At 44.2% G+C, this 25,482-nt stretch carries 17 protein-coding genes; 3 read left to right on the top strand and 14 right to left on the bottom strand.

Features of this window, described 5'->3' with window-relative positions; all coding sequences use genetic code 11:
- Nucleotides 1-167: 167 nt before the first annotated feature.
- The 7 genes from CXK86_RS00850 to CXK86_RS00820 form a co-directional block, all read right to left on the bottom strand.
- The gene (locus tag CXK86_RS00850; protein ID WP_101313300.1) at nucleotides 168-1,514 is read right to left on the bottom strand and encodes a hypothetical protein; all 1,347 of its coding nucleotides are present in this window, start codon (nucleotides 1,512-1,514) and stop codon (nucleotides 168-170) included.
- Nucleotides 1,501-2,757, bottom strand: coding sequence for a hypothetical protein (locus CXK86_RS00845; protein ID WP_101313299.1), 1,257 nt, complete (start codon nucleotides 2,755-2,757; stop codon nucleotides 1,501-1,503). The genes CXK86_RS00850 and CXK86_RS00845 overlap by 14 nt, the downstream gene beginning before the upstream one ends.
- 327 nt (nucleotides 2,758-3,084) lie before the next feature.
- Nucleotides 3,085-5,565 (bottom strand): EAL domain-containing protein, encoded by a 2,481-nt coding sequence (locus CXK86_RS00840; RefSeq protein ID WP_101313298.1) that lies wholly within the window; start codon nucleotides 5,563-5,565, stop codon nucleotides 3,085-3,087.
- Between the two features lie 265 nt (nucleotides 5,566-5,830).
- Nucleotides 5,831-8,653 carry an endo-1,4-beta-xylanase gene (locus CXK86_RS00835; protein ID WP_101313297.1) on the bottom strand — a complete coding sequence of 941 codons (2,823 nt, stop codon included), beginning with the start codon at nucleotides 8,651-8,653 and terminating at the stop codon, nucleotides 5,831-5,833.
- Nucleotides 8,654-8,926: 273 nt separating this feature from the next.
- Entirely contained in the window at nucleotides 8,927-9,931 is a 1,005-nt protein-coding gene (locus CXK86_RS00830) for a LacI family DNA-binding transcriptional regulator (RefSeq protein ID WP_076252402.1), read from the bottom strand.
- Nucleotides 9,932-10,060: 129 nt separating this feature from the next.
- Complete coding sequence (locus CXK86_RS00825; RefSeq protein ID WP_076252404.1) at nucleotides 10,061-11,068, bottom strand: globin-coupled sensor protein; 1,008 nt, start codon at nucleotides 11,066-11,068, stop codon at nucleotides 10,061-10,063.
- Between the two features lie 243 nt (nucleotides 11,069-11,311).
- Nucleotides 11,312-13,207: a PrkA family serine protein kinase gene (locus CXK86_RS00820; RefSeq protein ID WP_076252406.1), complete on the bottom strand. Its 1,896-nt coding sequence runs from the start codon at nucleotides 13,205-13,207 to the stop codon at nucleotides 11,312-11,314.
- A gap of 361 nt (nucleotides 13,208-13,568) precedes the next feature.
- Here CXK86_RS00820 and CXK86_RS00815 point away from each other — a divergent pair, with 361 nt between their 5' ends.
- Nucleotides 13,569-14,393 carry a DUF2161 domain-containing phosphodiesterase gene (locus CXK86_RS00815; protein WP_076252408.1) on the top strand — a complete coding sequence of 275 codons (825 nt, stop codon included), beginning with the start codon at nucleotides 13,569-13,571 and terminating at the stop codon, nucleotides 14,391-14,393.
- Between the two features lie 133 nt (nucleotides 14,394-14,526).
- Here the strand turns inward: CXK86_RS00815 and CXK86_RS00810 are convergent, their stop codons facing one another.
- The 3 genes from CXK86_RS00810 to CXK86_RS00800 form a co-directional block, all read right to left on the bottom strand.
- The gene (locus CXK86_RS00810) at nucleotides 14,527-15,153 is read right to left on the bottom strand and encodes an FMN-dependent NADH-azoreductase (protein ID WP_036610012.1); all 627 of its coding nucleotides are present in this window, start codon (nucleotides 15,151-15,153) and stop codon (nucleotides 14,527-14,529) included.
- A 191-nt stretch (nucleotides 15,154-15,344) separates the two neighbouring features.
- The gene (locus CXK86_RS00805) at nucleotides 15,345-16,568 is read right to left on the bottom strand and encodes an aminotransferase-like domain-containing protein (RefSeq protein WP_036610015.1); all 1,224 of its coding nucleotides are present in this window, start codon (nucleotides 16,566-16,568) and stop codon (nucleotides 15,345-15,347) included.
- A gap of 136 nt (nucleotides 16,569-16,704) precedes the next feature.
- Nucleotides 16,705-17,361, bottom strand: coding sequence for a response regulator transcription factor (locus CXK86_RS00800; RefSeq protein WP_017689577.1), 657 nt, complete (start codon nucleotides 17,359-17,361; stop codon nucleotides 16,705-16,707).
- Nucleotides 17,362-17,800: 439 nt separating this feature from the next.
- On the opposite strand from CXK86_RS00800, the gene CXK86_RS00795 reads away from it, so the two are divergent.
- A complete protein-coding gene (locus tag CXK86_RS00795) occupies nucleotides 17,801-18,211 on the top strand; it encodes a uroporphyrinogen-III C-methyltransferase (protein WP_051447152.1) in 411 nt (136 codons plus the stop codon).
- The gene (locus CXK86_RS00790; protein WP_076252409.1) at nucleotides 18,208-19,272 is read left to right on the top strand and encodes a phosphodiester glycosidase family protein; all 1,065 of its coding nucleotides are present in this window, start codon (nucleotides 18,208-18,210) and stop codon (nucleotides 19,270-19,272) included. The genes CXK86_RS00795 and CXK86_RS00790 overlap by 4 nt, the downstream gene beginning before the upstream one ends.
- Before the next feature lie 298 nt (nucleotides 19,273-19,570).
- Here the strand turns inward: CXK86_RS00790 and CXK86_RS00785 are convergent, their stop codons facing one another.
- The 4 genes from CXK86_RS00785 to CXK86_RS00770 form a co-directional block, all read right to left on the bottom strand.
- Nucleotides 19,571-20,587 (bottom strand): LacI family DNA-binding transcriptional regulator, encoded by a 1,017-nt coding sequence (locus CXK86_RS00785; protein ID WP_076252411.1) that lies wholly within the window; start codon nucleotides 20,585-20,587, stop codon nucleotides 19,571-19,573.
- A 77-nt stretch (nucleotides 20,588-20,664) separates the two neighbouring features.
- The gene (gene bglX, locus CXK86_RS00780; protein WP_076252413.1) at nucleotides 20,665-22,830 is read right to left on the bottom strand and encodes a beta-glucosidase BglX; all 2,166 of its coding nucleotides are present in this window, start codon (nucleotides 22,828-22,830) and stop codon (nucleotides 20,665-20,667) included.
- A gap of 98 nt (nucleotides 22,831-22,928) precedes the next feature.
- A complete protein-coding gene (locus tag CXK86_RS00775; RefSeq protein WP_076252415.1) occupies nucleotides 22,929-24,524 on the bottom strand; it encodes a type 2 periplasmic-binding domain-containing protein in 1,596 nt (531 codons plus the stop codon).
- Between the two features lie 52 nt (nucleotides 24,525-24,576).
- Nucleotides 24,577-25,479 (bottom strand): carbohydrate ABC transporter permease, encoded by a 903-nt coding sequence (locus CXK86_RS00770; protein ID WP_036610027.1) that lies wholly within the window; start codon nucleotides 25,477-25,479, stop codon nucleotides 24,577-24,579.
- Nucleotides 25,480-25,482: the final 3 nt, after the last annotated feature.

The raw sequence follows: 25,482 nt of genomic DNA, 5'->3' as shown, positions 1-25,482 counted from the left end.
TTTGCTTTATTAGCTTTTCAGAAAAACTAATTTTGTTTCTTTCTCTCGGACAAGATAAGATTCTCGGAATCCGTGTTTAGTGAGGAGACGCATCGATCATAGGAAAAGTGATATAGAAGCGCCTATTTAATCACTACCTCTAAAATTATAAATATAATCTTCCCCATTTACCTAAAAAGCTTGATATGTGGGTAATTATACGATATTAATTGACTCTTATTTATCAACATGTTAAATGTAAGTTCTTCTAGGCAAACAATTAAAAAATCCTCTAATAGTCTTGCGATGGCAGGGTATTCAGAAAAGTTCCCATATGTCAAATGGAATTCAGTTTCTTTATTATGAACAATACAGTTTCTAAGTTTATAAACAACCTCTGAGAAGAAATCCTGTATATTTCCCAAATTAACAGTTTCCGAATAATTTTCTTTATAACCCAACTTCCGAAGGAATCCATTAATCTCAGCAGTTTTATCAGGAGTATTAATCAAATTTCCCCAATTCAGATACACTATGTCTTTGAACTTAATGGATTCTGTTTCCTTATAATTCAAAGTTAGTGCTAACTTCATAAACTTCTTTAATGCGTTCATCTCATTTTCCATAACACGTTTATACAAGTTTTGAAAATCCCTTATTGAAAACATAACATCACCGCTTAAGTTTACAAGAGAACAAATGGGCTCTCTAAACATAAAATTCTCAATAACTTGATAAAGCTTTAAGTATTTATCAATGATATTTTTTTGATAGTTGTACTCGCTTAGAATATAAATAGTATCATCAAATTGTTGATACCCTTTTGAATAATCCCATTCAACATCAGATCTTATGGATGGGGTTTGCTCATAGCTATACGCATTATGGATCTCTTTCCCTACAGATACCTCATATAAATTCATAAACGACTTAAGGCTATCAGGATTGTCCAGACTATCCTTAGCAATTAATAAATATTTTTGAGTCCCACTATTCTCATTTGTAAAATCCAATTTATCAAGTAAATGAAATAATAATTCAACATTAAATTTATTTAAGAAATCATTTATTCCAGATAAATCACTAAGTGAAAATACAATAATTGCCTTTCTTATATCTGCTGGACTGAAGTAAAATTCTTCAAAAGAAGTGTCGAATGGTATAAGTTTAAACATATCCTCATCAATTAGAGGAATTAACGGAACTACACTGATGTCAAGTCTAGAAATTTTTGAGAATAGTGCAAATATTATTTTAAAGTAATGAATTGCTTCCTTCAATATTGCAGGATACTCATCATTAAGCTTATTAAAAATCCCAAAAATTACTTCCAATTCACTATAAAATTCTCCCGTGGCTCTTTTATCCTGAACAGTATCTAAGCTATCGTTTAGTACAGCAATATAATTGTCTAATTCTGCAATATTTTCACGTTCAAAGTTTTGTTCATACTCAGTGATAACAGAATTAATTAAAGACTCCAACTTATCATAGTATATATCTATAGCTTTCTTCGATGTATCAGTTATCTGCATGTTCTACACCCCTAAAGCATTCCGACCATATAATAGGCTTTTTGTTTTCTAAATAATTGTATACGCCCAAATATACTGCATTTTTTGTAAATTCCCCTACGTTAACTTTACTTAAATTGATGTTAGCTCGTTCCCTATTATACTCTTTGATATTTAGCACATCACTATCATCACTTGTGGTAAGCGAAACGAGAAATTGATCGAACACATCTTGAGGGTTATTAACACTACTATTCTCTGAATACTTACCTAATGCTGCAAATAATCCTATTGTTACAGTATCGCGAGAAATCCATTGAATACCTTCATCAAACAAATAATTTTTCTCGAGATATGTATCGAATTCCATTAAAAATTTAATAAGTCCTATTAAGAGCTCGTAAGAAATAATGCCTACGAATTCACCATTCTTAAGTTTTTCATCTTGAATTCCTTTAATTAATGATGCATTTGCAGTGATAGTGTCTTTTTCTAAAAAGGCCAAACATGAAGTAATTAAGTGAGAAAAATGAAACTCCCATTTCTTACGTCCTTTACTAAAACTTATTGAGCTGATCTCTTTTTCTCTAAGTAACGTAAACTCTGGATGCTCCTTTTTAATATCATCAAAATATGACACTAGATTCAAAAACAATAATTCTAATTGATGTTTTAAGGAAACCTGTTTATGACCTGCATTTAACAGTAACATTTTTTCGATTTCCTGATGCGGACTAAGCCCCTCCCAGACCTCAATCCACTGAATTTCATTGAAACACTCCTTGATCTCGCGCATGTCTTTCTCACTGCTTATTAAACGCTCCAACACTAGTGTTGACGAAGAGATTTTTTTAAGTTCCCTTCCAAACTTACGAGATAACCCTAGTTTTGAAAACTCAGATATCGTTGGATTATCCTTAAGAAGCTGCTCAAGATATATTACTGTATCCCACAAGATTTTCAGTCTAAATGTTCTCTGGAGACCATCAAGAATTTTAAATTCTTGTACAATCATTTTGTTATTTTCTTTAATATCATTGTCGATACTTTCAGTAACAATAGTGATTGGTGGAATGTGATCCTTGTTTAAAACAGTTTCAACGATTCTGTCTAAGTACACATTGTTAACTATGCCTCTTTGTATATCATATTCCATAAAATCTGCTGGCAAATTTTCAATATATTCTTTTAGAGTTGTTCCACAGAAATAACAAGTGGCTTGATTATTTGCAGACTTTTTGGATGTGTATTTAGTTACTATCATAGTATTCTCCCCTTATTGGAGTCATGAGGGTCACTCGCATGAACTACATGCCCTTATCAATAGAAATATTATACATCAAAGGAAATAATACTTCTATGAAATTCAACCTCACTTTCTCATGAAAAAATATGACAATCATAGATCCACCTTAGCTAAACGAAGGCTTGGCATCCTACTGGCAAGTTTTTGTGAGGTTTTGGATTATCGTACACTTTAAACAGCCCGTAATAAATGCTCATATCGTGAACGATATCAATAAAAGATAAGATATAAAAAAGCGGCAAGTTCCCGACATAAACGGGGACTTGCCGCTTGGCATACATAAAATTAGGATGGTGCCGGTGGTGTACCATTACCCTGCAATCGCAGCGGCACAAAAAAATCATGCTCCACTTCACTTGCCGGCAGTGGGCGACTGAAATAATAGCCCTGAATCTCCCGGCAATCATTCTGCATCAGAATATCCAGTTGGCCTTTCGTCTCAATGCCTTCGGCAATGACTTCCATCTTGAGATTCTGTGCCATCGATATAATGGTCGCCACAATGGCTTGATCGCTGTGACTCTCTGTAATGTCCGTCACAAACGAACGATCAATCTTGAGCTTGTGAATCGGGAAATGCTTCAGATAACTGAGTGAGCTGTATCCCGTACCGAAATCATCCAGGCTGATCTTGACACCCAGTGCTGTCAGTTCATTAAGAATCGCCGTGGATACGGCTGCATCCATCATCATGCTCTCTGTTATTTCCAACTCCAGATATCGAGCATCCAGCCCTGTTTCCAAGAGTGCATTCATGACCTGTTCTACCAAGTTGGATTGGTGGAACTGCTGGCTGGACAAGTTAACCGATACCGGAATGAGTGGCCCGCCACTGGCATGCCAGAGTTTCATCTGCCTGCATGCTTCCCGCAGCGTCCAATTGCCAATCTCATAGATCATGCCTGTCTCTTCTGCAAGCGGGATAAACACATTGGGTGCGAGCAGACCTTTGAGTGGATGGTTCCAACGTATAAGAGCCTCCACACCAATCATGCGGCTATCCTCGGTACGAATCTGTGGTTGATAGTACAGGACCATCTCATCACGTTCCAACGCTTTACGAAGATAACCCTCCAGCTCAATGCGTTCATATAGTTCCGAATCCAGTTGGGCCGTGTAGAATTGGAAACCATTTTTGCCGTTTTTCTTCACTTCATACATGGCGGAGTCCGCATGTTTCAGCAAAGCATCCACACCCACTCCATGATCTGGATACATCGCAATTCCAATGCTGGCGGTTACGTAAAAGTCATTCTCCTTCAGTCGATAAGGTAACTGAATGGCTTCAACAATCTGTTTTGCAAGTTCTGCCACTCTTACTTCTGTCGCTTGACCCTGGGTCACAACGAGTGTGAACTCGTCCCCGCCCATCCGGGCCAGCATGACATTCTCCATAGCCAAGGGATCAGAAGCTTCTATGGCTTTCATGATCCGGTTGCTCACTTCTCTTAGAAATACATCTCCAATGGAATGTCCCAGCGAGTCATTAATCATCTTGAAACGATCTATATCCATCACCATAACGGCAAAAGAGTTCCCTTTTTCTGCTGAATCGTTAATCGTACAAGCCAGCACATCATCCAACTTGCGCCGATTGGGCAGCCCCGTCAACGGATCATGCAAAGCTTGGTGACGAATCTTCTCCTGAGCCTGTTTCTCCTCCGTTACGTCTTTGATCAAAATGTGACTTCCCACATGTCTGCCATCAATGACAACAGGAACTACAACAATACTAAGGTCCAGAAGTTCACCCTGCACATCTCTCATTTTGGCCATGTAGTGCGCCTGCTCCAGCCCATGATCATCCCAATCGATGGAATCAAATTCACTTATCCACTCTATATCGATTTGCTGAGCGATCTCATCAATGGAACGATCCATGACCTCTTTTTCAGGATATCCAGTGATTGTTGTTACAGCAGCATTAATCCCTTTAACAATACCTTCCTTGTTCACTGAAATAATAGCATCCGAATGGTTATGATACAGGGCCTGATACCACTGCTCATTCTCATGAATCCGTCGATCTTTCTGTGACATTCGCTGATTGATAAATATGCCAAACAACGTCAAGCCCAAAGCAATAAATGTGCCCGATGCGATCAAGTAGGCGAGAATACCTGGCTCAATCTGCATACCTGAACTTACCATCGAGCCATGTGAATGATGGAAATGTGCCGCTGACATCCCGGTATAATGCATGCCAGAGATTCCAATACCCATAATGAGACCGCTGCCCATCTTGTAAACCCAAGTATGTCTTGATTGATGATAACGGAAGAAAAACATGAGCCACAATGCCGCAAATGAAGCAAGCGCTGCAATCAGAATAGATAACACCACTCTGCCTGGTTCATACGTAACCGGAATTGACATCGCTGCCATTCCCACATAATGCATCGAGCTGATCCCCGCGGTCATCAGTACTCCAGCAATCATGAGTTTGCTTATCCTGCCCGATTGTCTACCCGCAATGTTCAAGGCCACCCCCGATGCGACAATAGCAAGTAGAACAGATAAAACAACCTTACCGGTGGAATAGGAGACTTGCGTAGGCAGAACAAAAGCTAGCATACCTACGAAATGCATGGACCAGATTCCCAGCCCCATCGATACTGCACCGCAGGTAAGCCATACATTCCGCGCCATCCCGCTAGCCTGACTTACACGGCCTGCAAGGTCAAGGGCAGCGTATGAAGCTAACGATGCAATAATATAGGATAAAATAACAAGTTCTAAGTTGTACGTGCCATGTAGGTGCTCCACTCACTCTGTCCTTTCAACCGGGAAATGCCTTGTATGTATGCAAAAATGTAAAAAAGAAGCGAGTGCGCTGTCTGGATGACAGGCACTCCCTCCGCATCATTTGACTCGTGACAACAGACTTAGTTGAAGCCGTTGTCATACATTGGAACCCGTTTATATGAATGTATATAGTCTAAACGTCCCAGCCTTTAAAATCAACACTTATTTCCAGATATACAATGTTGAATAACTAACATTCTCATATTCTAATTCACAACTAAATATTCTATTTACGAGTCAGTAACAGACTGCCAAAACCGGAAGTATCTTGATAAGAATTACCTGATGAATCACTCCAGATGGACACACTGCTTCGCTTGCCATCTCCCGCGCCATCATCATTAACTTGAAGATCAAACCCAATCCATCTTTGCCCTTCAGCACGAACGCTGTCTAGTGGGATTGCCACTTCAACTGTATACCCTCCGCTTGTTAATCGGGTAGCTGATTTGAAACTTTCTTTCCGTGCATTTCCACCAAAAGAAGCCTCATTATCAAAATTGACCCGGTACTGGGCATCATCCTCCTGATAGAATGTCGTCTGATCTTTGCTAGGGTCGATAAAAATCTCGATCGAATCCTGCTCATGTGCATTAGAACTTAATTTGCTTCGCAATGGATCTTTCACATCTGCCAATACGTACAGGTATTTCTCATCCCATAACAGCTGTGCAGTCGCCGTTGCACCGGAGTTTCCGACCACCCAGACATCCGTTTTAACAGATGCAGCTTTTTTCCAGACGTTATCCTTTTTTGCATCAATGACAGGTTTGCCATAAGTGACCTTGGTTTGTTTCAAGACAGAACCGAGCTTCAGTTTGCCCCGGTTGGCTGGTTTGTCGGGCTGTTGATTGGAAATATCATTCCAAACAATGGTCGCTGTCTTTCCAGCAGCATGTTCATCCGTAATCCGAAAATCCAGAGACAAGACCTGCCCTTCGGTAAGTAAAGCAGCTGACATAGGCAGTGATGCGTATACAACATACCCGGTTTTTGTCTCCTGTACGTTGTAAGTATTTTTATCTTTGCCTTTACCGCCATCCCGTTTAAATGTATATTGACCATTTGCAGACGACGGATTTTTCTTCTTGGCAGACAGATCAGCTTCAGAAGTTGCAGCGCCTGTCCCCTTGACTTCTTCCGCGAGGAAAACCTGCACCTGATCCCCTTTGCGACGTGTGGTATCCTTCACTTCCACTCGTAAATTCACCTTTTTGGCATCCCACATCATACGAGCCTCACCCGTAACCGCAGATGTACCATCTGCCAGATGATTAATTTCGAGTCCTTTCACAGCACCCCAAAGAATATCTTCCTGTCCTTTGTGATTCGGGAAAGAAGGGCTGGCCTTCAATGCTGTCCATTCATTACGATAGATCGGAAGGGTGGTAGGGTCCACCAGTGCCCAAAATGCCGGTTTTGCTTTTAATTTACGATCAAATAACAATGGTGCATCTTTGCGTCCTTTGACTGGATGATTATCAAGCCATGTACCATCATCCGCAAGTCCCCATACTGTAACACTGTCCATTACGCCGCGTTTTCCCAGCTCGTCGAACAGGTCGAACAGTTCACGATAACGGTAAGCTTGTTGCAGCATTAATTCATCTGTGACAGGCATCTCCAGTTCAGAATTACTCGAATAGATCGAAACGTCCAGCTCTGTAACCTGTACATTTACACCAAGAGCGATCACTTTCTCAAAAGCCTCACGAATGAGCTTTACATCCGGTCCGTACATGGATACATGCATCTGGAATCCAACCGCATCAATCGGTGTTCCTTTGGCAAGCAGCTTCTCTACAAGCTTCACCATATCATTCACCTTGTTTCCATTGCCCTCCATTCCATAGTCATTAATCACCAGTACAGCATCGGGGTCAGCCTCACGTGCATAACGGAAAGCCAGCTCAATGTAATCACTGTCATCTCCGTCGCCATCTACATCCCCAATAATATCTCTCCACTTGGAATTACTGGCCTCATTCCGCAAGCCACCTCCGTCTGAGATGACTTCATTGACGACATCCCATGTATGAACCTTTCCTTTGTACCGGGTCACGATGGTTTGAATATGGGTTTTCATCCTTGCAAGCAACTGTTCCCGCGTGGCAGGTTTCGATGCATCATTCGGATCAGTAAAGAACCAATTCGGCACCTGACTATGCCATAACAGCGTATGACCTCTGATTTCCATGTCATTTGCTTCGGCAAACTTCACCAGGCGATCTGTCTCTGACCAGACAAACTCTCCTTCCTTGGGCTGCATCGCATCCATTTTCATAAAATTGTCCGCTGTAATACTATTAAAGTGTTTCGTCAACAACTGGGAATGCTGGTTTTCCGCGTCTAGTGCAGACTGGTTGATGGCAGCTCCCATTGCGTAATTTTGTCCCACGATATCGACCAGATTCGGAATATCCTTCTCAATTTCAATTTTCTGAGCAGCCGTAATCAGAACATCATCCACGTAAAATGAAATCGTATCTGCCGGCGTCACTTCCGCTGACGTCTTCCATGGTGTCTCCACATACATGCGGAATCCGGTGATGCCACTATTTTCTTCGGGAATCACCACATCGGCCTCGACTTTTTTCCACTGTCCTTTGTTCAAGGTAGCGGAGGCAAAGGTAGCATATTCAAGACTCGAAGCGTCTTTATTGTATTCTTTCTCGAGTGCACCGTTAAGGACCTGACTGTCCGGCCCTTCATCGTACATGGCCCAAAATGAAATATGAACTGTGCTGCCCTTCTGTACATGATCCAGCACTTCAACTAAGGGTCCATGGAACGTTTCGGTACGTGAAGAGGTTCTCAGGCTGCGTGTACTGTCATGACCTACTTGCGTTACGATATCAAGCTTTTCACTTGCACGTGGACGCCATTGTCCCAACACACCATCTTCAAAATCAGCCTTGAACAGTACTTCATCATCGCCAGTCTTAACGTCCGCTGCCGAAGCACGTGTCCCTCCTGTTCCCACACTTGGGAACAAACTGAAGATCAATACAGCCGACAAGCACAAGCTCCACCATTTTCTCAAATGCATCCGATCTCCTCCTTGGTTCGTTGTTTGTGAAGAATAACCTTTGCTCTGCCATGTGCCAGCCCTTTACAAGATCGTTATACAGGATGGATAGATGCAAATGGACAGAAAATTGTAAGCACTTTCATTATACGATTGCCAGCAAACTTTGTTTACCCGTTAAACTATAGGATTTGCACCACTCCATAATCCATATGTTTCCAAATGAGATATAGAACGACAAAAAGCACAGCTTATTAGCTGTGCTTCGTGTAAACATCTTTACTATTTACGTTTTTAGTCTTTTAAAGGTGCTGTCGTCTGACGGATGACCAGATTGGAAGGTTCCGTCACCACAGGAGGAGAATAAGATGGATTCTCGATCATGGCAATCAGATATTCAATGGACTTAATGCCAATGGAATAGATATTCTGATTCACCGTGGTCAACCCCGGTTTGAATACCTCAGCATAATACGTGTTATCGAACCCGACAACCGAGATATCTTCCGGTACACTCAGTCCATGCTTTTCAATTTCATGAATCGCACCAAAAGCAGACATGTCTGATGCACAGACAATTCCCGTTGGTTGATCCTGAAGTGCCAGCAATCGTCGGGCAGCCTTGCTTCCCCCGTCGAAGGAATAATCGCAGATCTCCAGATATACCGTAGAATACGGGATGCCGCATTCTCGCAGCCCTTCCCGATATCCTTCCAATCGCAGATTGGCTACAGCAGGTCCAAGTGTCCCTGAGATATAGGCAATTTTGCGGTGCCCAAGCTCATGCAGATGTTTGACACCCATCGAGATCCCGTTCGCGTTATCCGTAGTAATGTAACCGGCACGTTTGCCCAACATGTCCGTATCAACAAACATCGTTGGAATCTCTGCATCCACCAGTTCCTGAATACTCGCGTTTTCTCTGCCTTCCCCGAATACCACAACGCCATCCACATTACGACTGCGGCAATGTTTGATGAACGAGTACGCCGGATCATCGAATCGAGTAGACAACCGGACCAGGTCATATCCACTGTTCTCCAGCGCTGTCTTGATCCCTTCCAGCAACTCCGACACAAAAGGGTTCGTAAACGGAACTGTTAACAGTACTCCCACCGTCCATGAACGGCGTTTGACAAGTCCACGTGCGACCACATTGGGTTGATATTTCAATAATTCGATGGCTATATTGACTTTTTTGCGTGTTTTTTCACTTACATCAGGATAATCGTTTATCACTTTGGAAACGGTTGCAACAGATACTCCCGCTTCCTTGGCTACATCATGGATAGAAGCCATCTGATCACCTCAACCTCTTTCGAATCCCCTGTCTCCGGCTGCATTTTCTATAACATCGGCAGGTTTGTCTACCCATTATAGCTTAAAACAGCCTGAAACGGTATGGAAGGTTCCTAATGCTTTTAAGCTCTATTCCTGCTGTTCCAGATTCTTCAAATCCAGAGACAGTTTCTCCATTGTTGTTGCAAATACAGCGAGTTCAGCCGAGCGTGAAGCTTGGCTACGTGCTCCGCGAGACGTATGATCCGACTCCTGCTGCACACTGCTCAGTTTCTTCATGATCTTCTCCAGATTAGACTGAATCTTACCCTGGGCATCCCGGGAACTGGCTGCAAGCTTGCGCACCTCACTAGCGACTACTTCGAAGCCACGTCCAAACTCTCCTGCATGAGCAGCTTCAATCGCTGCATTCAGGCCGACAAGATGACTCTGATCCGATATCTCGCGAATGAGTTCACCCATTTTTCCGATCTGCTGGATCTCTCCTGTTAATTCGGTAAGCAGAACCTGAGCCTGATCCTGAGAAGCCGCTGTTTCTTTGGCAACACTCGATATAGCCATTGCACTTTCATTTAATTCACTAATCATGCCTGTAAGCTCTTGGGTAATCTGCGTAATTGCCTGTAATGTATGTTGTTGGTCATCGGCAAGCTGATGTAACTTTTCTTTTTCTTTCTTCTCATAGGCTTCAAGGACAAGCTGTGAATCCAGATTAAACATTTTGCTGAGCGCTTGAATGACAAGATGCCAGGAATCAGGGATAACCTGTTGGAATATGCTCGTTGCAATATCCAGGTAGACCATATAGGTACCCAGATAATAATCTTCAGACAGACCAATCCGTGAATGCACAAGTCCAATCGCAATCCGTTGCTCAATATATGCGTCGTCCACGATTCCATCCGTCATTGATAACCAGTACATCTTCTGTGTTTCTTTTAGACGATCAATGGTAGAGAATCGAGCGATCAGATCTACCAATTCAGGATAATTCCCCACATGATTGTAGAAATGATCCACCACTTCATTAACGACTTTTTTAAAAACAGGCCGATGATCGGCAAGCAGTTTTAGATCCCCTGCGGTTAATCCCATGTAATCAAGTTGCTTCTGTCTTGTTGCGGAAATACTGCTCATATCTGGTTCAGTCAGCTCCTTAATAAACACTAAATTACTTTAAATTGTAAATATATGTATTGATTATAGACTAAAATACCTAAATATACATATACCATTAGAACTAATTCTCTTTAAAATTAACCTTATTTGTCAGCTTTTTAGACTAATATGACCTTCATGTAATTAAAAAGGCCCTGACCCTGCTGTGAAGGAGCCTCACAACAGGCATCAGGAGCCTGATCCGGAATGGTTCGTTGCCGATTAGCGATTAAGCAGACTACCCACATAACGTAACAGTTCATTCGCGCTGGCTGCGGTGTATCCATGTTCCTCAATTAAACGTTTAATGACTTCATTCATACGTTTCAATTGTGTTGCATCCGGTGTTTTGGTTGAGGTTGTGATCTTGACAATATCTTTCAGATCGGTGAACAACTTTTTCTCAATCGCTTCACGCAAACGGTCATGGCTGCTGTATTCGAACTTGCGCTCCTTGCGGGAGTATGCCGAGATTCGGATCAGAATCTCTTCTCTGAACGCTTTCTTTGCATTCTCGGAGATCCCGATCTGTTCCTCTATGGATCGCATCAGACGCTCATCCGGGTCCATCTCTTCATCCGTGAGCGGGTCACGCATCTTGGACCAGTTGCAAAATGCTTCAATGTTATCGAGGTAATTCTCGAATAACGTTCTTGCGGATTCCTCGAATGAGTAAACAAATGCTTTCTGCACTTCCTTCTTGGCCAGTTCATCATACTCCTTGCGTGCAAGAGCAATGAAGTTCAGATAACGCTCCCGCTCTTCCTTCGTGATCGAGGCATGTTGGTCCAGACCATCCTTGATCGCCCGCAGAATATCCAGCGCGTTAATGCACTGAAGATTTTGCTTAATCAAAGCACTGGAGATCCGGTTAATGACATACCGTGGATCAATGCCGGACATCCCTTCATCCAGATACTCATTTTGCATCTCGCGCAGATCAGCTTCTTTGTATCCTTCCACTTCTTCACCATCATACATGCGCATTTTTTTAACGAGATCCATGCCTTGTTTCTTCGTTTCCTTCAAGCGGGTAAGTATGGAAAAAATGGCTGCAGTCCGCAGTGCATGCGGTGCAATATGAACATGCTTCATGTCACTTTGCTGAATGAGCTTGGCATAGATTTTCTCTTCCTCGGATACCTTCAAGTTGTACGGAATAGGCATGACAATCATCCGGGATTGCAGTGCCTCATTCTTCTTGTTGGAGATAAAAGATTTATACTCCGATTCATTCGTATGCGCCACAATCATTTCATCCGCACTGATTAAGGCAAAACGTCCCGCTTTGAAATTTCCTTCCTGCGTGAGCGACAGGAGATTCCATAGGAATTTCTCATCACATTTCAACATCTCCTGGAACTCCATTAACCCACGGTTCGCCTTGTTCAACTCCCCATCAAAACGATAGGCACGTGGATCGGATTCGGAACCAAACTCCGTAATGGTGGAGAAGTCGATACTCCCCGTCAGATCGGCAATGTCCTGTGATTTCGGATCAGATGGACTGAACGTTCCTATCCCCACCCGATTATCTTCGGAAACAAGGACCCGTTCCACCGGCACCTTGCTGATATCACCACCATATTCGGTACGAAGTCTCATCTGGCAGGATGGGCAAAGGTTACCCTCAATGCGGACTCCAATTTCCTTTTCCACTTCAGGACGAAGCTCCAGTGGAATCAGATGTAGCGGTTCCTCATGCATCGGGCATCCATCAATGGCGTATATGGCACCTTTCTCTGTCCGCGAGAACTGTTCAAGCCCCCGCTTCAGCAGCGTCACCAGCGTCGATTTCCCTCCACTTACAGGACCCATCAGGAGCAAGATCCGCTTCCGTACATCCAGACGGCGTGCAGCCGAGTGAAAGTATTCTTCAACCAACTTTTCAATCGAACGGTCCAGCCCAAAGATCTCCTGTTCAAAAAACTTGTACCGCTTATGCCCACCTACTTCTTCCACCCCAAACGATTCAATCATCTCATACACTCTGGCGTGAGCCGTCATTGCCGGAGTCGGGTCCTCTCTCAGCAGTGCAATATAATCTTCAAATGTTCCGTTCCATGTCAAACGGTCACTCTCTGCCCGATGTTCCGCAACGCGTTCAAAAATATTCATGCTTGGTACCTCCCATGGCTCCTTTAGTGTGATTGTCAACCATTCCGAATGGTATGAAGAAATCAATAGAATTGCGGCTCCTGCTTGAATACCAATCTTGCGGTCCTGTGTTGTCCCGCCACCCTCTGTCCAAACGTCTTGTTTTGTTGTGAAAAGTGTATTACATACCTATGCGGCAATTCGGATAAGTTGACCTCTTTTTTTCAATCAACCGCTTCGAATTTTGGCTTTTCCCTGTTCTATCAGACATCTTGTGCCTTCAGAAAAAAAAGAACGAATATGATATAATGAGGGTTCTAAATTCAGGAAACCGGACAACACATGGTCAGAGACAGGCCACTTCTGGAAAGGAGCACGGACGATGGCAGTGAAATACGAAACCGAATTATATTCGCCCGTGAAGACTTTCTTCGAGCAGCGTGGCTTCGACGTCAAGGCGGAAGTCAGACATTGTGACCTCGTCGGAGTCAGATCAGACCAGGACGAACCACTCATTGTGGAGATGAAAAAAACATTTAACCTCTCCCTGTTGCTGCAGGGCATGCAGCGCTTGAAACTTAGCCCGTTCGTGTATCTGGCCGTCGAGCGCAATCGCAGTAAACGCGGAGCCGTGAACCAACGCTGGAGCGAACTGACCGCACTATGCAGACAGCTCGGTCTGGGGCTGCTGACTGTCACATTTTACAAAACCAAAGCTCCCCTGATTGATGTATTGTGCGAGCCCTCCGCCCTGATCCCCCTCACTGGCCCCAATCAGGTTGCCCGTAAAAGCGGTGTTCGGCGGAAACGATTGCTCAAGGAATTCGACGAACGCAGCGGAGACTACAATACGGGAGGCAGCACACGAAGACAGCTGGTCACAGCATATCGTGAGAAGGCTTTGCGTGTCGCATCCGCTCTACGGACGAACGGAGAAGCCTCTCCGGCCAACCTTGCCAGACAGACAGGCGTAGGTTCTGCCGCAGCAATTCTGCAAAAAAATTATTATGGCTGGTTTGAACGCCTCTCCCGTGGAAAGTATATTTTGACGATTAAGGGAGTACAGGCGTTAACCGAGCATGCACACATGCTTGAGGATAATGATATGATTGAACGAACCATTAATGAACTCGATGTAACGTATTCTGTATCTGGTGAAAATAAGGACGACTTGCACACATCGCTGAAACAGTGGAGCAGTACTTAAAAAATACAGGCCATATCTGATATGGAATCATCTGAAGTAACGGATGTGAAAAAAAATGAGAAGGCAAAAAAACACCTGTAATCTCCACTGGAGACTACAGGTGTTTTGATGTGTTCTATATAGAAGATTGTTATTAGAATTTTACTGCTACTTCGGAAGCCAATTTCAGACCTGCAGTAACGATTTCTTCAGCACGATCAGCAGAAGCGTTATGTCCTTCAACGATAACCACTTCAGGGTTTTGAATGCCCCACAAGCCGAGAACTGTTTTCAGGAAGTTCAGGGACATTTCAGCAGCTGCCATTGGGCCTTCGGAATAAACGCCACCACGTGCGTTAAGCAAAGCTACTTTTTTGTCGCCAGCAAGTCCTACAGGACCTTCAGCAGTGTATTTGAATGTTTTACCAGCTTGGCTCAGGTAAGCAATGTAGTTTACCAATGGAGCTGGAACAGTGAAGTTCCACAGTGGGAATGCAAATACAACTTTGTCAGCTGCCAGGAATTGATCTTGCAATTGTGCTGCAAGTGAAGCTGCTTTTTGCTCGTCAGCTGTCAGTTCAAAACCGTTAGCTGCTTTGTAAGTACCTGTGATAGCAGTGTTACCATAGAATGGGAATTCTGTATTGTAGAGATCCAACTCAGTAACTGTGTCACCTGGGTGGGACTCTTTGTATGCGCTCAAGAATGCATCGTACAATTTAACGCTGACTGCTTGATCTGCAGGACGGTCATTTGCTTTAACAAATAAAATATTAGACATGTTGAATTTTCCCCCGTTAAATAAAATATATGAGTGCTTTTCCTGAACTGGCCACCATTGTAGCTTATATAAAGAAACCAACAACTCATTAATTCATATTATATATAAAAATGTTAGTGGATGCAATAACGTAATCACTTTGGTCATGAACCAATTTTAATTTTTGCTACAAAATCTATTTTTGATCTGACTTAGCTACGAGCCGTAAATTCGGAAATGGCTTCACTGATCAGGTTCATGCCAAGTAGCAATTCATCCCGGCCCGGGTGGCTAAAGTTCAATCGGATGTAACGTTGATCCTGTACACCTGTGGAGCATAGTGATCCAGGAAGAAAGGATACACCTTTGGGCAAAGCCGCCTTAAGCAGAGCGCCACTATCCAATCCTTCCGGCAACTGTACCCACAGATACATTCCGCCCTCAGGGATGTTGTACTGACACCCTTTCCAGCCCGGCCTCTTCAACAGTTCAAGCATCAGTTTGAGTCTTGTCTTATACTCCCGATTCAACATCGATAGGTGATCACTCCAACGAAATGGGGAATGGGCAAGCAATTGATACAACAGCCGCTGATTCATCGGACTGGACTGACCATCTGCAATTCGTTTAACCGAGGCCATTGCCTGAATCAGCGCAGGATGTCCAGCGGCCCATCCGGTTCGAAGAGCGGGCGCTACTGTTTTGCTGAATGAACCAATGTAGAGAACATGTCCACCCTGATCGGCAGTATCCAGTGCAAAAAGTGAAGGATATTTACGATAGAATTCCGTTGGCTCAAGCCCATCGAAATGGAGCTCTCCGTAAGAATCATCTTCCACGAGCAGTACACCATAGCGCGAACACAGCTCAAGGACTGCCTCCCGCCGCTCCATACTCCACAAAGCACCGGTCGGATTCGAGAAACTGGGTGCAGCAAAAAGCAGCTTCGGTCTAACCTGCTGCATGTGATGCTCCAAAAGGTCTGGAAGTATGCCGTCCCGATCACCCATTACGGGCACAATCTTGGCTCCTTGCATCTCCAGAACCTCAAGACAGCCTGGAGATGTGGGATGTTCAACCAGTACAGAATCTCCTGGCTCAAGCAATAGACGCATCACCAGATCGATGGCCTGCTGGGTACCAGTGGTCAACAGAATCTGCTCGGGTACCGTTCGTATGCCTTTGCGTGCATTCCAGTCTTTGTTCAACCACTCTCTTAGGGGTGTGTAGCCTGCTGGCTCTCCATATTGCAATGCGGAAGGGCCTGAACTAAAGACAGACACCGCTGCTTCTTCCAACAATTTGAAAGGAAACAACTCCTCCGCAGGCAATTCTTCCGCCAGAGAAATGAAATAATCCCTGCCAGACATCTCACGTATATCCCTCAGTGGTGATGACAAAAGCCTGTTGGTACGGGAAGCAAAGAAATATTTCATCGATCCGTTCCCCTTTCGTCCCTATTCCGAAACTGTACTCGCAGTCCGCAGCCCTACAACCTATTCCTGCTCGCCATCGAATATGACCGGATGCATACCGAACTGTTGTGATCATGGGAAGAACAAACCTGTTTCGTCAGGATCCCGTCTTCACTTGTCTTGCATGCAAGGCATAACGTTCAATGGCCTGTGCTCTACTGCTCACTTCCAGCTTCACGTATATTTTACGCAGGTAATTATCAATGGAACGTCTGCTAACGTTGATCTCATTCGCTATTTTATCATAGGTTACACCCTGAACAATTCTTTCCATGATAAAAGTTTCGGTTTCTGTTAATTCAATAACACGTGCTTCTGTCGGAGACTCCACAGGTTGCGCCCACTCCGCACTGTTTAACCACGACAATGGAATGGACACATGGCCCTCACGCAATCCAGAGATCAGATGAATCAGCTGGCTAGGGGAAGCCTGTTTGGATAACATGCCGCTTGCACCAAGGCTCATCAGATGACGAAACAGCTTCACATTGTCTTCATCCGTCAAAATAATGATGTGACTGTGAGCTGACAGATTCTTCATCTGGGCAATATATTGATCTGCCTGACCCTCCGGAAGACGATAATCCATCAGAATCAGATCAGGCTGGTGAATATTCACCAGATCGAGCCCTTCTGTTCCGGTCGAAGTCATACCACGTACCGTCAGATCTTGCTGCTCTTCCAAAATCAATTTTGTACCGAGCATGCTGGTGGGGTGGATATCTATGATGACCACCTGCCATACTTTTTTCATTGTTGTTCCCCCTGTTATGTATTGGACAAATAACTTTTAAATTCTGTCATGATGATTTCATCGTCTATGCGACAATCCGAGTATAGAAGAAGCATAGGTCGGATTATGTCGAAAAACAGAAAAATACAGGAGGAAGCCGATAAAAAAGCTCTATTTTCACTGTATTTTGTTATAAAAACACCATGACGTCCATCTTTCCATCCCCGGAAAGGTCAAAATATAGTATAAATTTCCTGCATTTCTATCTAAAAAAGTCGAAAAACCTGCCCAAAGTTCCTACTTATTGCATCTATAAGAAATTGTATCCTAGGACTTCCTTCCGATGCAATCTCTTTTTACTCTATTAAGTAAAGAATTTCATTTTTGCGTAATCAATAGGGGCATGATAGAATGAGGACTGGAAATTTTTTTGTACCTATAAATGACCAGGAGTGATGATATGAAACCATCTGACCCGTCCTCTGACATCCATCACACCCGGAGCGCCAAAGGCAAGGCTGGATCTTCAATCAAACTGTTTCTGGTAATGTGGATTGTTCTCATTGCACTAGGAGTCGTTGGAACCTACTATTATAGTAACCATCTCCAGCAACAGATGATTAACCAGCTTCAAGCCCATAATCAGCAGCAGATTGCAGCGCTAAAAACCGACTACGAAAATCAGCTAACAACGATATCAAAGGAAGTAGAAGACCTGCAGGGACAGGTTCAATCCTTCAATGAATTGCTGACTTTCACCAAGGATAATGCAAGTGACAAAACGGATAACAGCAACAAACTGTATACCCAGCTGAGCGAAGTCAAAAAACAACTGGAGACACTCCAGAAAAAGATGGACCTGCTCAAATGATTACACCCGTCAAACAGGTTAATCGTTTTTTTATGCTTGCACTCGCTCCTTTTGTTGGATTGATATTATGCCTGCTGCTGCTTCGTCCTCCACTTGAACCCGGAGGTTTGATGCCTACCGAACTGTCAGAGGATACGATTACACCCCGGACCCAAGCAATTAGCCAAGAGCTTGCGGGGGCAAAAGATGCTGCTGTCCAGACTTCTTCTTCTATTAAAAGAACGACACAGCTCTATAATAAAACAACAAGTACGATGTCTACACTTGTGCAGAAGGCTTCCACCCAAGCGGATCGTCCGGAAAAGATTTACAACAACCGGATTTCATCCAAGCTTGGCGTTCCATTTGAACGGGTAGACAGTGAACGGCTAACGATTGAAATGTACAGAGTGAATCCTGGCAGCTATAAGGGCTATGCCATGAAGATCAAGCTAAAAGACCCTACAGCCATGCAGATGGCTCTAGACAGTGAACCTGGGCGTTCTGAGACGACCATGCAGGCTGTGAAGCGTAACGGCGCAATTGCCGGGATTAACGCAGGTGGATTTGCTGACAGTGGGGGCAAACGTTATCCACTTAGCACAACCGTCATGGACGGGAAGTACGTGAACGGTTTTCAGGCCAGTTTCAAAGATCTGTTTTTTGTAGGACTTAACGATGCCGGTAAACTGGTCGGAGGCAAGTTCTTCGACAAAAACTCACTGGATCGCCTGCAACCACAATTCGGGGCTACGTTTGTTCCGGTGCTGCTACAGAATGGGCGGAAACCCCCAATTCCCGACAAGTGGAAAGTATCACCCAAACGAGCACCACGTACAGTCATTGGCAATTATAAAGATGATCAGTTATTGATTATTGTAGTTGACGGATATAATGAGGGCGGAAGTTCCGGTGCTACCCTTGAAGAGTTGCAAGGGCGATTGTACAAGCTTGGGGTGATTGACGCCTATAATCTGGATGGCGGTGGATCATCCTCGCTTATTCTGAATAATCGGGTTGTGAATAACCCTTCAGATGGCAGCCTCAGACCGGTTCCCACACACTTTTTATTTTACAAATAATAGGGTGAAGCATTTCTTTTCTACCTATAATGGTTATAATAGAAGAAAATGAGCTTGTGCAGGAGGTGCGAAGGGCATGTCATTTTCACTGACATTCTGGATTATTGCAATCGTATTGACTCTCTTCATTACAGGCATTCTCACTTCATCCTACAACAATGACAAAACAAAAGGCTTGTAAAGGCCAAGCCTCTCTCCGGAGAGGCTTTTTCTATTGCTTCATCCTCTAAATAACAAGAGACAAGGCTTAAAAGAATGATTCGATTCTTCTAAGCCTTGTCTCTTGCTGTATTCGGGATCAATAGCTAACCGCCCGGTCATTCCGCATGGATATAACAGAATCAGACGGAATAGGCCCACTCACCGACCCACCCTCAACTAATGTCACATAAATTCGTTCATGATCAACGGGTTCTCCAGCAATAATTTTGATCAATTGTTCAGCAGCGAGTGATCCCCACTTGCGCTTGGAATAATCAATGCTCGCCAATCTCGGCTGGACGTATTTGCTCAATTCAATATTGTCGAATCCGATGACATCAATCTCTTGACCAACGCCAAGTGCACTGTCTGCCAGACGATCACACAAGCCAATAGCCATCTCATCATTGAGGCAGAATACCGCTGCGGGTCCATCATACACCTGCACAATCTGATCTGCGGCTTGTTCTCCACTACTCTTCTCAAAATCTCCCGTGATCTCAATCCATTCCACACCGGCTTCACGTTCTGCAACCTGTCTCACAGCCTTTAACCGCTGCACAGAGTCAAACGAACCTTCCGGTCCTGTCACCACGTAGATTTTCTTATGTCCCTGTTCAATCAGATGTTCCATCGCAAGTGTCGCCCCGGCTTTATTATCCAGCAGAACCTGATTAATGTTGGGATGGTCCATCTCACGGTCCAATACAACGATTTTGTGCCCACGATCGGCATACTGCATTAGTTCCTCACTTGCAAACGTATGATCCAAAATGATTGCACCATCAATCATCCTCTCTGGAAGCATGCGATGGGATTGTTTACCACTGCACACGATCAGGTCATAGCCTTGAGCATTACATACGGCTTTCATGCCACTCAGCAAGTCTCCATACACATCTCCGCTAAAATCGGTCAAGAATACACCTAGAATTTTGGATTCCCTCTTCTTCAGTGTTCTTGCTGCGGCATTTGGAACATAGTTCAGTTCTTTGGCAATGGCCAAAATTTTGGAACTCGTCTCATCGGTCACTTTGTTGCTGCCATTCAGCGCATATGACACAGTAGAGATGGAAACTCCCGCCTGTTTGGCGATATCCTTGATACTGACCACATTCTTCGCTCCCCTGTTATGTTCATCAGGCCTTCCATAACAAAAGGCCTGACACATTACTCTTTCCATTCATCAGATTAAACAAGTCTGAATGATTTCTTCTGAGTATCCCGACTGTTTGCACCCACAAGAATATGGAACTCGCCTCGATCACTGCGGTAGCTTAAGTCAGAATGGTGATAACGAAGCTGTTCTTCATTTAACGTAAACGTGGCTGTACCACTCTCGCCTGGCGCCAGTGCAAGCTTCACATATCCTTTCAGCTCACGCATAGGACGAACGACTTCACCCGTTACATCACGAACGTACAACTGAACAGTCTCCACGCCTGCGCGCTCACCCGTGTTCGTTACACGTACTTGAATGCTCAGGGACTCTTCGGTAGTCATCTCATTACTTGACACTTCAAGATCACCATAAGAGAACGAAGTGTATGAGAGACCATAACCGAACGGAAGCAAAGGTTCATTCGGGCTATCAATGTATTTGGAGACATAACGTTCTTCCGTCTTCTCCGGGTTCAGTGGACGACCTGTATTGAAATGGTTGTAATAGACCGGAATCTGACCTACGGACTGCGGGAAGGACATCGTCAGACGTGCGGATGGATTCACTACACCTGTCAGAACATCTGCAATCGCGGCTCCGCCTTCACTACCCGGGAACCAGGCTTCAAGAACGGCATCCGATTCATCGATTACACCATGCAGATCCAATGGACGGCCGTTAAAAATAACGCTGGCAATCGGTTTTCCCGCTGCTTTGAGCTGTTTAACCAATTCCAATTGGGCTGCTGGCAGACGAATATCCGTGCGCGAGCCACCTTCTCCACTCATCTCGGAGTCTTCACCAAGAGCAAGGACAATCAGGTCTGCTTTGCTTGCCACTTCCAGGGCTTCGGCAATCTGCTCAGCTGTAATCGTATGAACATTACTGCCTTGAGCAAATTGAACTTTCCCACCCGTCAGGCGTTCTTGCAGAGCTGTTCCCAACTTAACTGCATCTTCCTTAACTCCTTCGCAGGACCACCAGCCCAAAATATCAGGACTCTGTGCAAAAGGACCAATAAGGGCAACATTAGCGTCAGGTTGAAGTGGAAGCACGCTCTCATCATTCTTCAACAGGACAGCTGATTTCGTTGCCAGTTCATACGATACCTGACGGTGCTCTTTGGAGAATACAATCTCACGTTCACGTTCAGGATCAGCTGCACGAAGTGGGTTATCGAACAATCCCAGCTTTTCTTTCAGCTGCAGAATTCGCAGAACGGCTTCATCAATGAGCTTCTCATCCACTTCACCACTCTCAATCAGTTCAGGCAAATGATGCACATAACAAGGTGTCATCATCTCCATATCTACTCCTGCGCGAATGGCACGATATGCCGCTTCACGATCATCTTCTGCAGCACCATGCGCAATCATCTCGCGAATGGAAGCCCAATCCGAGATTAACACACCATCAAAGCCCCACTCGTCACGCAAAATGCCACGCATTAACTTCTCATTGCCACTTGCCGGAATACCGTCAACCGTATTGAACGAAGTCATAACCATCTCCACGCCCGCATCCAATGCTGCTTTGTACGCTGGCAAATAATACTCACGCAGGTTACGCTCAGACATGTCCACCGTATTGTAATCCCGACCACCCTCAGCCGCTCCATACGCCGCAAAGTGTTTAACACAGGCTGCAAGACGATCTGGCTCATCCTTCAAGCTGTCGCCCTGATATCCACGTACAAACGCAGCCGCGAACAAACTGTTCAGATAAGGATCTTCTCCTGTCGTTTCCATCACACGGCCCCAGCGCGGGTCACGAACCAGATCCACCATAGGTGCAAAGGTAACATGCAAACCGGATACAGCTGATTCACGTGCTGCAATTTCAGCACTTTTCTCAGCCAGTTCTGTGTCCCATGAACAACCGATCGCCAGTGGAATCGGGAAAATGGTTTTGAATCCATGAACTACGTCAGCCATGAACAAAAGCGGAATGCCCAAACGACTTTTTTGCATATAAGCTTGCTGTACATCAATGATGGCCTGCGCACCGGACAACCCCAGAATGGACCCACTGGCATCTACGGACTGCTCCGTAATTCCCATCTCTTCCATCGGCCCTGTGATCTGACCTTCAACATTTGTTCCTTCATAAAAGTTTGCAGTCAACTGAAGAAGCTGAGCTGTTTTTTCCTCCAACGTCATCTGTCTTACCAGATCTAGCAACTGCTCGTTATTCATCTGATCGTATCCTCCACTATAAGTTGTTGAAATAAAGAACCCGGCTGCGTTCGGGGAGAGACCGCGCACCGGGTTCAAAATTAATTACTGAATGATTACTAGAATTTATCGTTTAGCTCATCCAGATAAGGTTGAACCAGGGACATTTTACTGTTTACCCATTCTTTCCAGTTTGCCTCTAGATCTCCGTTTTTGAGGATCAAGTTGGCATATTCATTCTGGTAGTCGAATGAAGCCTGACTCTTAGCTTTGGAATCGTACAGGTTGACATCCCAATCGTATGGTGCAAGCGATTTGCCTTCTGTACCAAGTTTTGCTTTTTCTTCGAACAATTTCACGGCTCTATCACGGTAATCTTTTTTGATTGCAGGGTTTACAACACTGAAGTCGTCACCAAGCAGATAAAGACCTTCGAAACGAGCTGGATATTTATCTTCCAATACCGTTCCTTCTGGCAACAAGCTAACGAGTTCGTTGTTTTCATCATATTTCCAATCTTTTCCTTCAAAGCCCATGTTGATGAGCAACTGTCCTTCTTTTGTTGCGGAGTAATCGATCAGATCCATGATCCGTTCGAATTTCTCGTCACTAATGTCTGGATTGAAGATCAATGCAGACCAGAAGTTGGCTTGTTCCATGTTACGGTATTTACCGTCATCGCCTACTACGATTGCTGTGTGTACCAGTTCATCACTATCTACACCCAGATTTTTTTTCATATCGGAATCCAGACCTTGTCTGTAGGAAGCCAGTCCGCCCAGACTTGTTACAGCAGCTGTACCTGTTACTTTGAAGTTGTTTTGACCTTCATTGTTTTTCCATGTGTAGAACTCAGGATTGAGCAGTCCATCTTTATAGGCTTTTTGCATCAATTTAAGTCCTGTCAGCGTTTCAGGATCTGCTGGTCCCCAGTGGAATTGGCCATCTTCACCTTTGTAGAACGGAGAGTCAGTCATGGCATGCACACTGTTTGGCATAATCATGTTTGTCATAGCATCTGCCGCATTGTAGGACAGAGGTACAAGTTTGTTACCCACTTTGCCTGGATCTTTTTCTTTCACTAGCGCAGCATATTCATTCAATTCGGTTGTTGTATAAGCATCTTTCAGTTCAAAACCAACCGCTTCAGCCCAGTCTTTACGAAGCGCAATGACACCAATTTGGTTCGTGAGTGGGTCAGCTGGTTTGTTCTCGAAATAGATTGGTCTAGGCAGGACATATGTTCCACCTGTCAATTCTTCCAACTTGTCTCCAAGACCCGTCAAATTGTAAGCTGCTGCCACGTTAGGCCAGCGTTCTTTCCAGTCATCCGGGAATTTGTAGAACAAACCTTGTTCAATGCTGTTAATGGCATCGCCATGTACGTAGTTCCATACCGCTACATCCGGCAAGTCGCCAGAGTTGATCCACAGACGAAGCTTCTCGCCCCATGAATCCCAATCGATATAGTTGTAGTCCCATGTCAAATTAAATTTGTCTGTCCAGAACTTGTGGAAATCATTATCCAGGTTCCCGTTTTTGATTTCTGTCAGGTTAGCTACAGAGATGGTCAGGTTGTCTTTGTAATTTCCCTCTGCATCTTTTTCGTTACCACCTGAAGCTCCTTGACTGGAACAAGCGGTCACCATCAGCATAACTACACTAAGCGTGATGGCAAAGAGAGCTCTTACTGACAATTTTTTTTTCGTTTTCATGTTTTACCCCCATGTTTTTAGTAGAATTTTATTGCAAAATCCTATACGTATATCAGGTCTTGATTGCCCCTGTTAATACCCCTTTGGCAAAGTGTTTTTGCAGCATTGGGAAGAAACACATAATTGGTACCATGGTGACAAATACGGCCGCCATCTTCATACCCATTGAGAAGTTGCTTGCTTGAGCAGCATCCACACTGGATGCATTGGATGCATTCGTCGTAGATGTCACGATAATATTTCGGAGTACATTCTGGAGCGGTAACTGATCCGCTTTTCGAAGGAATATCATCGCATCATACCAACTGTTCCAGTAAGCTACACCGTAGAACAACGTGATTGTAGCCATAATTGGTGTAGCCAGCGGAAGAACAACGGAGAACAAAATTCTCCACTCTCCGGCTCCATCCAGTCTCGCCGATTCCATGAGTGATTCAGGCAAGGTGTAGAAGTAGTTCATCATCAGAATCATGTTAAAAGCACTGAAGCTTCCCGCCAGGATAACGGACCACAGCGTACCTGTAAGATGAAGTGATTTCATGATCAGGTACAGCGGTACGATACCACCATTAAAGATCATGGTGAACAGTACCAGGAAAAAGAGAAATTTCTTAAACGGAAATTTGTTGCGACTAAGGCCATATGCCATGCTTGTTGTCAGGAACAAGCTGAGTGGCAAGCCGATGACTAGCAATATAATTGTATTTTTGTACCCCGTCAGAATCGTTCCGTCAGCGAACAATGCCTTGTAGGAATCCAATGTCCATTCTTTAGGGAACATCAAAAATGGATTGTCAGCATATTCTTTTTGTGTTGCAAACGAAATCATGATGACATTCCAGAACGGAATCAGGATCATCAGGGCAAGCACTAGTAATACGGCGAAAATAATGTAATCGAGAAGTGTCATTTTTTCTGTACCAATTCTCGGTTTTTTGTTAGCTTTCTTGCTCATCTC

The sequence above is a fragment of the Paenibacillus sp. BGI2013 genome (assembly GCF_002843485.1).
In the GTDB taxonomy this organism is placed as follows: domain Bacteria; phylum Bacillota; class Bacilli; order Paenibacillales; family Paenibacillaceae; genus Paenibacillus; species Paenibacillus amylolyticus.
This window is presented reverse-complemented; position numbering and strand designations above follow the sequence as displayed.